The 11306-nt window shown below is 40.7% G+C and carries 7 protein-coding genes and 1 pseudogene; all 8 read left to right on the forward strand.

Going from position 1 to position 11306, the window contains the following annotated elements; translation table 11 throughout:
• Window positions 1-148: 148 nt before the first annotated feature.
• The 8 genes and pseudogenes from NZ043_RS25510 (at window position 149) to NZ043_RS25545 (ending at window position 11106) form a co-directional block, all read left to right on the forward strand.
• Entirely contained in the window at window positions 149-1030 is an 882-nt protein-coding gene (locus NZ043_RS25510; RefSeq protein ID WP_091029987.1) for a LysR family transcriptional regulator, read from the forward strand.
• 99 nt (window positions 1031-1129) lie between these two features.
• Window positions 1130-1770, forward strand: a pseudogene (locus NZ043_RS25515) (flavin reductase family protein).
• A gap of 324 nt (window positions 1771-2094) precedes the next feature.
• Window positions 2095-2244: a hypothetical protein gene (locus NZ043_RS25520; RefSeq protein WP_164783315.1), complete on the forward strand. Its 150-nt coding sequence runs from the start codon at window positions 2095-2097 to the stop codon at window positions 2242-2244.
• Window positions 2245-2639: 395 nt separating this feature from the next.
• The gene (locus NZ043_RS25525; RefSeq protein ID WP_339309579.1) at window positions 2640-4235 is read left to right on the forward strand and encodes a glycoside hydrolase family 32 protein; all 1596 of its coding nucleotides are present in this window, start codon (window positions 2640-2642) and stop codon (window positions 4233-4235) included.
• 132 nt (window positions 4236-4367) lie between these two features.
• Window positions 4368-8171 (forward strand): GH32 C-terminal domain-containing protein, encoded by a 3804-nt coding sequence (locus NZ043_RS25530; protein ID WP_339309580.1) that lies wholly within the window; start codon window positions 4368-4370, stop codon window positions 8169-8171.
• 454 nt (window positions 8172-8625) lie between these two features.
• On the forward strand, window positions 8626-9753 hold the full coding sequence (locus tag NZ043_RS25535; protein WP_091029979.1) for an NtaA/DmoA family FMN-dependent monooxygenase: 1128 nt from the start codon (window positions 8626-8628) through the stop codon (window positions 9751-9753).
• A 38-nt stretch (window positions 9754-9791) separates the two neighbouring features.
• A complete protein-coding gene (locus tag NZ043_RS25540) occupies window positions 9792-10751 on the forward strand; it encodes a nitronate monooxygenase (protein WP_339309581.1) in 960 nt (319 codons plus the stop codon).
• Between the two features lie 208 nt (window positions 10752-10959).
• Entirely contained in the window at window positions 10960-11106 is a 147-nt protein-coding gene (locus NZ043_RS25545; RefSeq protein WP_165980179.1) for a hypothetical protein, read from the forward strand.
• The last annotated feature ends 200 nt before the right edge of the window (window positions 11107-11306 follow it).

Consider the following 11306-nt stretch of genomic DNA (forward strand, 5'->3'; position numbering starts at 1 on the left):
TGATTAATTTGAAAGTGCTCTGTCTCTAAACCTTAATGTGTAGTTCGAGAGAAGCTAGAACTAATACTACACTTGCTACTTTCATAACGTCCAATTTATTATAATAATAAAAATGATGAATATTATTAATATATGGAGGGGTGTTTTAATGGAACTTACACAATTGGAATACTTTATGACCGTTGCACAGCTTGAACATATGACCTTAGCCTCCAAAAAACTCGGTATTACTCAGCCAGCGTTAAGTCATGCAATTGCCAAGCTTGAAAACGAAATAGGAGCTCCTTTATTTGAGCGAAATGGACGAAATATAAAGCTCAACCGAAACGGTACTATGTTCTTTAAATGGATTGGTAGAGCCCTACATAATATTGAAAATGGCCTAAGGGAAATTGAAGAGTGGTCCAATCCGGATACTGGTGTGATTACGTTGTCTTATCTAAACATTCTCGGGGTTGAATTGATCCCTAGCCTAATTCGAAGTTATCAATCGAAGTATCCCAAAGTTCGGTTCGAATTGACACAAGGGAACTTAGGGGATATTGATGAACATCTGGAGCAAGGATTTTCGGATGTTATGATTACATCGAGGGAATCTACTATGGATAATCATCACTGGAAGACTATTCAAAATGTTCCTTTATACATTGTTGTTCCCTCCCAACATCGTTATGCAGATTGCAGCGCTCTTAGTTTGGCAGAGCTGTCTGGAGAGCCATTTATTGGATTGAAAAACAACTGTGGGTTAAAAGCAACGATTATATCCCGGTTCCGAAATACCGGATTTTTTCTTGCTTCGGCTTATGAAGCGGAGGACCTGATCACTGTAGCCGGTTTTATAAAGTCGGGTCTAGGTGTATCAGTGCTGCCTAAGACGCTGGGGTTGATGTTAGATGAATTGGTCTGGATCCCTATCATTGATGAAGGATGGTACTGGGAAATAGGATTAAAGTGGAGAGATGATCATAATATTTCCCCAGCAGCGAAAAGGTTTATTGAATATGTGGATACTTTACATCAAGGAGAATGACCGCCAAATTTTTAGTTTTGAAAAGAATCTGAGAATACAATCCCTAAAGTTTTTTGAATAAGACAACAAGATTTCGAAATTGCTCCCTTGTTATAATCAATGAGTAAAATTGAATGCGAAGGAGCATATCTATGCATAAAATTGTATTTTGGAACTCCAGTCGTACTTATCAGCACTCTAAACGAGGATCATTCGGTAAATTTAGCTCCTATTTCATCTGTATGGTCGCTAAATCAGTCATTTATGCTTGGAATAAGTAACCGATCTCAACCGTGCAAAATATTCTGCGTGAACGTGAGTGTGTCCTAAACCTGGCTTCGGTAGATCTTGTTCACGCTGTGGATCGACTGGCTCTTCTCACTGGACGTAACCCTGTTCCTGATTACAAAGTACGACAGGGGTATAGGTACGAACCAGACAAATTTGGTGCGGCCCAATTAACTCAAACACCATCAGATATAGTAAAACCTTCCTGTGTTAAGGAGTGCCCCGTGCAACTTGAAGCAATTGTCAAACATGTTCATGATTTTGGAGAGGATCCAAGTAAACTAGCTGCTATCGAAGTTAACATTGTGAAGTCGCACATTAACGAGCAGATATTGATGGATGGAGAAGAAAATTATATCGATCCAGATAAGTGGAATCCGCTAATAATGAACTTTTGTGAGTTTTATGGTATTGGGGAAAAGGTACATCCGTCTAGATTGGCTCCAGTCTTTGCACCACCTGTTCGTCAGTGACAATGTTCCTGCCAAGAATCCTCATTTAACAAGAACAGTAACTCAATAGCACGTTTAGCTATATAGACGTGCGGATATGGAATGGATGCGATAGCTCCCCGTTCGGGAAACTCGCTTCTGATGACCCAATGCTGCCAGTTCATACTTTATTTTATTTGAAAACAAGGAAAAAAACCTTTTACAATGATTGGCAGTACGTTATAATACAATCACCAGGTAGATTACCCAACAAAAAAGTGAAATATTGTAATATCCAGTCACACTCGGCTCGTCATAGTTCTTTGAGTCGCTTATTACAACATAATAGATATCGGAGGTATGATTATGGTCAAGAAGAAAATTTCCACAGCCCTCAGCGCAGCTTTAATCGTTTCTATGCTGGCTACTGGTCTAATAGTCACTATCCAAGGTAACACAACGTTAGAGGTAGCGAAGTCAGCAGGGGATAAAAAGGTTGAAGTTGTTAAAGCATAAGAGACGTTAATTTGTTTAGAACATTTCAAGAGACAAGAACATATTCCTATTGAAGTCGCTATTTTAGCGGCTTTTTTTGTTTTATCGGTAAAATTGGGTTTAATACTAACAATATTTTGTTGAACAAGTAAAGAGAAGTTTAGATGTAACCTTTTTTACATTTGTAAACCATTAGGTTTGAAACAATAAAAAAAATGATTAGATCGACTTAAATAAAAATTGATATTTTCTATAATCAGGCATAAAATGTGCAAATGTAAACTAAAACAGGTATATAAACAAAAAAATAATGTTCATTTATACAAAAATACTTTGACAAATGAAAACGAGTGGATTATTTTGTTAATAAGGAATGCATATTTCTTCTTTTAGATTCTAAATAGCCTTAAAGGAGCGTGAATAAAATCAAAAAAATACTTCTATCAGCTGAAGAAAATAGTATCAGCAAAGGTCCGGAAAACTTTATTTATAAAAATGAATACAGACCACAAATACATTATTCCCCTAAGGGAAACTGGATTAACGATCCTAACGGAATGGTTTATTATGAAGGAGAATATCACCTTTTCTACCAGTATACTCCTCATGATACGCAGCCTGACTTCGGCAGAATGCATTGGGGGCATGCAGTAAGTAATGATTTAGTACATTGGGATGAACTTACACCAGCCATCTCACCTGGGGAAGATGGAGCGATCTTTTCCGGAAGTGCGGTAGTCGATAAGAACAATACAAGCGGATTCTTCAACGAAGCAGGATCAGGATTGGTTGCAATTTATACCAATAATGGTAACAGCGCTCAACCCGGTAAACCGCAGGTTCAAAGCATCGCTTACAGCAAGGACAAAGGTAGAACCTGGACAAAATATGAAGGTAACCCTGTTTTATTCCCCATGGAGACGCTAGACTTTCGAGACCCAAAGGTATTCTGGCATGAAGAATCTTCAAACTGGGTAATGGTTCTTGCTGTAAGCGATCGTGTAGAATTTTACACATCTTCGAATCTTAAGGATTGGTCTTTTGCAAGCGGTTTCGGTTCTGATATTCCGGGCATCCATCGTGGAATATTTGAATGTCCTGATGTTTTTAAACTCCAAGTGGATGAGGACCCTAATACCACTAAATGGATTCTGACACTAAGTGTCGGAGATAGAAATGGCGTAAATCCAAACGATTCAGAACCACCCGCAGGCGGTTCTGGCATGATGTATTTTATAGGTCAATTTGATGGTAAGGTTTTTACACTAGATGAACCATTGGAATCATTCGATACAATCCAATGGATAGATTACGGATCTGACTTTTACGCGGCCGTGACCTGGGATGGTATCCCGAATGAGGATGGGCGAAAGATTTGGGTCGGCTGGATGAATAATTGGCGTTATGCTTCCACTCTTCCTTCTAAAGAATGGCGTGGCCATATGTCAATCCCACGAGAGATTCAGCTTAGGACGCATTCGGAAGGACTTCGCTTAATTCAAGCACCCATAACTGAGTTAAATCAACTTAGAAGATCAATTCTATCTCTACAAGACATTACAATTAAACCAGATATGAACGTTTTGTCTGCTATTTCTGCTGCAAAGATGGAAATTATTGCAGAATTTGAAATCGGTAATGCAATAGAATTTGGGTTCAAGGTGCGAAAGTCTTCCTCTTCCAACCAGGAGACAGTCATCGGATATAATGTCTTGAATGAGGAGTTGTTCGTCGATCGGACGAAGTCAAACACTGTTGATTTCCATCCCGATTTTGGTGCAAAACACAAGGCCCCCATGAAGCCACAGCATAAACGGATACAGTTGAGCATCTATGTTGATTGGTCAAGTGTAGAGATCTTTGGCAACAATGAAACAACTATCATTTCAGACATGATTTTCCCTGACTTGGGAAGTAGAGGACTAGAACTCTATGCCATTGGCGGAGAACTAAAGGTCGTGTCGCTTCAAATCAATGATCTCGTAAGCATTTGGGGAAATGAGAGTGTTTAGACTTTAGCAATGGCTGGATTCGACATAATGGCTACTGCGCGGTTTTGGGCAACCGAACTGAACTGAACTGGGTGTCCAAAACCAATTAAATTTGAACCGACTTTACAATTCCATTAGAAAAGAGGGTAAGGAATGAACGATAAATCTAAATTCGCAATATGTCTCCTGATGGCAACGGGATTAGCTCTGACTTCAAACGGTATTTTTACATCTAACTCAGTTGCGGCTAGTGCTGTGCTCGCTGATCAGGAAACAAATAAACAGGCAAAGGAGGAGCTTGATATTTTTGAAAGCGCATCCAAACCAAACACCAATCTGATAGGCTGGCAAGTGAAAGGAAAAGGGGGATTAGAGGATACTTCAGAAGGAATCTTGCTGACTTCGCAGCCTAAAGAAAATGTAATGGCCATCTCAGAGACAGTGTCCGATGATTTTATCTATGAAGCTGATGTCATGATCAGGGATACGAAGGCAGACGCAACATTGTTGTTTCGTTCTAATGAGGACGGCTTTAGCTCGTACATGCTGCAAATCGTTCCGGACGCAGGTCTGATTCGGTTAAGAGATGCAAAAAATGGAGATGGGAAATTAAAGGAGGAGCGTAAAGTTTCTGTTGAAATGGGGCAAATCTATCATCTCAAAGTGAAGGCAGTGGGTTCCTCGCTAAAAGTATATTGGGGCAATCAATATAAACCATTAATTGATGTTCAAGACATTTCGTATCAAAGCGGAAGGCTTGGACTCCATGTATGGGATGGATCCGCCTTGTTTTCGAACATCGTAGTGAGCGATCTGAAGGGTAATCTGGGTACGTTGCTTTCTAGCAAGGGAAAATGGCAGCCTGATATAAACGGCAAAAGAGGGATAGTAGAACAGGAGAGCAAAGCACAGCAAATCTATACTAAAGAAGCGACTGACATGGTGTATGAAGGGAATATTACCCTTCATCCCGATTCTATTGCAGCTCTCGCATTTCGATCTTCATCCGATGGAGCGGAAGGATATGAAGCTACTCTTACGAAGGAAGGGGATCAGGTTCGTGTAAGTTTGACGAATACAAAAGGAACAGTAATTGCAAGTTCGCAACGTTCTTATCCGAGTCAGATGGGAGCCAAACATCATGTGGAAATCAAGGCAAAGGGAGATCGAATTCAGGTCTTCCTGGACGGATACACTACGGCCGCGATTGACGTGAAAGATACAACTTACAGGAGTGGAAGTACCGGAATCGTCGTAAAAAAGGGGACGGCTTACTTCAATGATACTTATGTGACGGAATTGAGCCAATATTACAATGAGATATATCGCCCACAATATCACTACACGCCAATACGTGGTTCAGCGAGTGATCCGAATGGACTTGTCTACTTCGAAGGAGAATATCATCTCTTTCATCAGGATGGAGGAACATGGGCGCATGCTGTAAGTAAAGATATGCTGAACTGGAAACGGCTTCCGATTGCACTTCCCTGGAATGATCACGGACATGTCTGGTCTGGGTCGGCTGTTGCGGATATGACAAATGCATCTGGTTTATTCGGAGATTCAGGAGGCAAGGGCCTTATTGCATACTACACTTCCTTTAATCCGGATAGCCCAAATGGGAACCAGCGTATAGGTCTGGCTTACAGTAAAGACCAAGGTCGTACTTGGGAGTATTCGAAGGAACGCCCGATTGTGATCGAGAACCCAGGTAAGAGCGGAAATGAAGTTGGGAATTGGGATTTCCGCGATCCGAAAGTGATCCGTGATGATGAGAATAACCGATGGGTTATGGTTGTGTCCGGAGGAGATCATATTCGTTTCTATACGTCAACGAATTTACTTGACTGGACATTGACAGATAATTGGGGATATGGGGATTACGTCCGCGGAGGCGTATGGGAATGCCCTGATTTGTTCCAGCTTCCGGTAGACGGAACGTCACAGAAGAAGTGGGTTATGATGATCAGTACAGGAGCGAATCCCAAAACAGGCGGATCAGATGCCGAGTATTTTATCGGTCATTTAACAGCTGATGGTAAATTCGTGAACGATAATCCGGCGGGTAAGGTGTTAAGAACAGATTTTGGTAAAGAATTTTACGCTTCGATGTCTTTTGCTAACATGCCTGATCATCGCACAGTGATGATGGCGTGGATGACGAATTGGGATTATCCGTTCGCTTTCCCAACGTCCAATTGGAAAGGTGAACTAACCATTCCGAGAGAAGTATCATTGGTAACGACCGAAGATGGAATTCGAATGGTGCAAAGTCCAATCAAAGAATTGGAATCACTGCGTAAACCTTTGTATTCTGCTTCCAACAAGTCGGTGAGTCCTTCTTCCGGGAATCTGCTAAAAGGTATTATTTCAGGTGCTTACGAAATTGAAGCTGAAATTGAAATCCCTGAAGCCAGCACGGTGACCGAGTTTGGCTTTAACATTCGTGAGGGTGCAAATCAGAAGACGGTCGTGGGTTATAAGGCAAGTGATAGTCGTATGTTTGTGGACCGAACTGCATCCGGTGAAACGGATTTTTCTAACCTTTTCAGTAAGAAACATGAAGCGTCTACGCAAATGGAGAATAATCGGATCAAGATGCGTATTCTTGTGGATGAGTCTTCTGTTGAAGCCTTTGGTAACGACGGCAAAGTTGTCTTTTCAGATGTTATATTTCCTGATCCTGCTAGTAGAGCGATGAGTTTTTACGTGAAAGGTGGGAAGGTGAACGTTGTTTCCTTGAAAGTGCATCAACTTCAATCTGTCTGGAACGAGGACATTCCTTCAAAAGTTCAAATAAAGATGGATACGAGCGTTCGGGAACTGGGGGTAGGCGAGTCGGATACACTGCAGGCCATGGTCGAGTATGGACCAGGTCCAGGCGTTCAACCACTTAAGTGGAATTCCAGTAATAACGAAGTAATAGCCATAGAGTTGGTAGACAATTCACATGCAGTTATTAAGGCAAAAAAAGAAGGGGAGTCCACAGTCACTGTATCTACACCGAATGGTAAAGCTTCCAGTAGTGTGCTCGTTAAAGTCTCAGGTGGCGAGTTCCGGACAAACCTGAGTGGATGGACTAAAGATCTGTCTGCTGCTTCATGGTTAGTTAGTGAACATGGGATTCGTGGTAAATATTTTAGCGATTCGAATTATATTGCCAAAGAGAAGGCTGGGAATTTTACGTATGAAGCAGACATGATGCTTGGTGAAACAGGAGGGGCAGGTTCTATTTTGTTCAGGGCTAGCGAGGATGGTCGCAGTGGTTATTATCTGAATCTAGACCCTAACATGAAGGCAATCCGTCTGTTCTATAAAATCAATGGAGGATTTGAAGAACGGCAGGTTCTTGCAAAAGTACCAACTTTCATTCAGCCAGGCCATACGTATAAGGTGAAAATAGAAGCGAATGGTCCGCATATTGTCGTTCACGTGGACAGTCAAAAAGTCATAGATATCATGGATGGTACTTTTGCAGAAGGCCACTTTGGACTCAATGTATTTGGCGGCTCCGCATCTTATCAGAACGTCAATATGAGCAACAGCGAACCTGCGAACCTCATTAAGTCCAGCCTTGTAAATGCCACAACACAGAAATTCATTTATACAGTTAACCTTGTCAACGGGGAGCCGGTTACCTTGCAAGATGCAAGTGCAGCTTCCGTACAGAAGTGGATATTTGTTCCGACAGGCGACGAAGCAGGTTCGTATTCGATTCGTACTACGGCCGGTCAGACGCTTGATCTGGATATAGGGCAAAATAAACTTCAGCTATATCATTACTTAGGGTACAATAACCAGCGTTGGGTCCTTCACCAGAACAAAGACGGATCAGTTCATATTACTTCAGCTCATCATCAAAAAGCATTAGAAGTATCGGAAGATGGGACCGAACTCTTGCTAAGTGAACTGGATCCATCACTTGATCGACAAAAATGGATATTAACGAAATAATCAAAATTTATTCCATGACGGCGTATCTCATAGATATTCCAATTATATTGGTTGGGATAGACTCAAAGGGGACGACAACTGGAGGTTTATATCAAAGCACATACGGCCATCCAAAAAAGGATGGCCTTTTGGGTTTGAAAGACAGACTCATTATTTAAAATAGAGTCTAATCTTCAAACCACTCCCTTCTATACGTACAAAAAGATGTACTATGTTCATTTAAATTGCCCTCTTTGCAAACGAAACGATTACGCTTAAGATTGGCTCACAACCAAATATTTTCACTCCTAATAGTTAGCAAGCTAAATAATAAACTTAAGAGGGCAAGGAGTAACGGATTGCTGACTTCTATCCAAATCAAGAGAGTCGGAAAAAAGGGCATAAATTATTGGCTAAGGAATTAGGTGTATTACAAGGAAAGTAAGTGAACTCATGAAAAGGGGATCTTTCAATTATGGAAGAAAGAAAGCTTAAACTAGGAGGAATTATTGATGGCGTGGGATGGAATTACACGGGTTGGAGACACCCACATATTCCAGCAGATGCCAGTGAAAATATTGAGTATTACGTACAGAAAGCTATACAACTTGAACAGGGGAAGTTCGATCTCATCTTTTTAGCAGACGTAAGTCATATCGGACCTGGCATGATCCCGCACTATCTAAGCATGTTTGAGGGTGTATCCATTTTATCTGCATTGAGTATGGTAACTCATTCTATTGGTTTAACCGCTACGATAGCGACTTCATATGCTGATCCCTTTACGGTTGCTAGGCAAATTGCTTCCCTTGATAAGATTAGCAAGGGCAGAGCAGGGTGGAATGCAATCACCTCCAATCCTGGAGGGTTAGCCAATTACAGTCGGTCCCATCTGAAGAAAGCAGATCTTTATCCCATGAAAAAAGAGTTTTTGGAGATTGTTGAAGGACTTTGGGACTCGTATGAAGATGATGCCTTTATACGTGATAAGGAACGTGGGGTATTTTATGACCCGCGTAAAATGCATCCACTAGATTATACCGGGAATTACTTTTCCGTGGAGGGACCCTTAAACATCAGTCGATCGAGGCAAGGAAGACCAGTGGTCTTTCAAGCGGGCACTTCACCGGAGTTCATGGATATTGCTGCAGAGCATGCCGAAGTCATCATGGCACCTGGACATGATTTGGAATATCTCAAGGCATTTACTAATGAACTTAAACGTAAAGTTCAAAATCAAGGGCGTTCACCATATGACCTGTTGATGATGCCTTCTCATAACCCGATCGTTGGTAGAACGGAAAAAGAAGCCCTTGAAAAGCTAAGGGAAATTGAATCATGGATGCCTAAAGGTTATCGAATGCCGAAACCTGGATTGATAGGATCGGCAGAGCAGGTTGCCGAACAAATTGAACATTGGTATCGAGAAGGCGTCATGGATATCTTGCTGATTAGACAAGATCATCCTGCAGGATTTAAGGACTTTATCCAATTGGTTGTTCCTATCTTGCAAGATAGAGGCATATTCCGTAATGAATATGAGGACGACACACTTCGGGGAAATTTAGGTTTACCTTACCCAGAAAATAATTATACGAAGTAATAATATAAAATTCATTTAACAAGGGGGAAACAAATAAAATGACTAACAGAGTATGTGAAATATTAGATATTAAAAAGCCAATTATACAAGGACCAATGTCTTGGGTTACTAATGCCGAATTTGTTGCAGCAATAAGCAATGCAGGTGGATTAGGATTTCTAGGTCCAAATGCCGGTCAGGTTGATATAACTCGCTCACCAGAAATAAGTGCGGAAAGAATGAGAACTGAAATACAAAAAACAAAAACTTTAACGAATAAGCCATTTGGAATTCCAGTGATCGTGAATCGTGATTTAGCTTACACATGGCCACTTATAGAAACAGTTATTGACGAGAAAGTTCCTGTTGTTCTGGTGAATGATACACTGGATGAAAGGATCTTTAAACCATTAAAAGAAAACAACATTAAAATTGTTTATAGACCCCTTACGCCTACTATTGAAAATGCAAAAGCTGCAGAAAAATTTGGAATAGATGTTTATGTAGCGACTGGATTTGATGAAGGTGGTACAGTTCCAGAACGAGTTATTGGAACATTTTCGATTGTTCCAATGATTGTTGATGCTATAAATATTCCTGTAATGGCAGCTGGTGGTATTGGAGACGTTAGAGGAGTGCGTGCCGCATTTGCTTTAGGTGCTGAAGGTGTGTTTGCTGGCAGTGTCTTTATTCCGACAAAAGAAAATCCGACAGCTCAAAATGTAAAGCAAATGATTGTTGATGCCACAGCAGAAGACTTACAAATGTTTCGTACTTTACCAGCATACTATCGTTCTTTACCTACTAAATTGGCGAATAAACTAGTCGAAATGGATAAACAAGGTGCCAGTCGTGAAGAAACAGCAAAATTGATGCGTGGATCAATTGGAATGCGTATCGGAATGCTAGAAGGCAATACAGATGATGGCTATGTCACTGTTGGCACAGGAATCACACCAATTAAAGAGATTAGAACTGTAGAAACAGTCATCCATGATTTAATGCAAGATTTTAAATAATTGCCTTGGTAGACTTACCTTCATATCGAATGGTCAAAAAGCTAAACACTGCGCAAATTCCAAGCCGCTAACTTAGCTGCACAAGGAAAAACCTTTTACAATCATTGTCAGTACGTTATAATACAATCACCAGGTGGATTACCCATCAAAAAAGTTAAATATTTCAATTTATCAGTGAGTCTAAGCAAACGATATCGGAGGTATGGTTATGGTGAAGAAGAAAACTTCCACAGCCCTCAGCGCAGCTTTAATCGTTTCTATGCTGGCTACTGGCGTGATAGTCGCTATCCAAGGTAACACAACGTTAGAGGTAGCGAAATCAGCAGGGGATAAAAAGGTTGAAGTTATTAAATGAAGAAGCTAGATGCGACTCAAGTATTCAACAGAATCAAATAAAGAAAACACAAAAATATTTAATTTTTTAACCCCAGCTCGGTTAACTCAGCTGAGGTTTTTTATATTATCATGATGTATTGAAAAAATGTAGCTAAAGTCCGAACTCAAGAAGAATTTGATGAGTCGCTAAAACAAATAGGTTTTTCGAAAATTGAAACA

Origin of the sequence: Paenibacillus sp. FSL k6-2145 (assembly GCF_037976585.1) — a bacterium.
Classification (GTDB): domain Bacteria; phylum Bacillota; class Bacilli; order Paenibacillales; family Paenibacillaceae; genus Paenibacillus.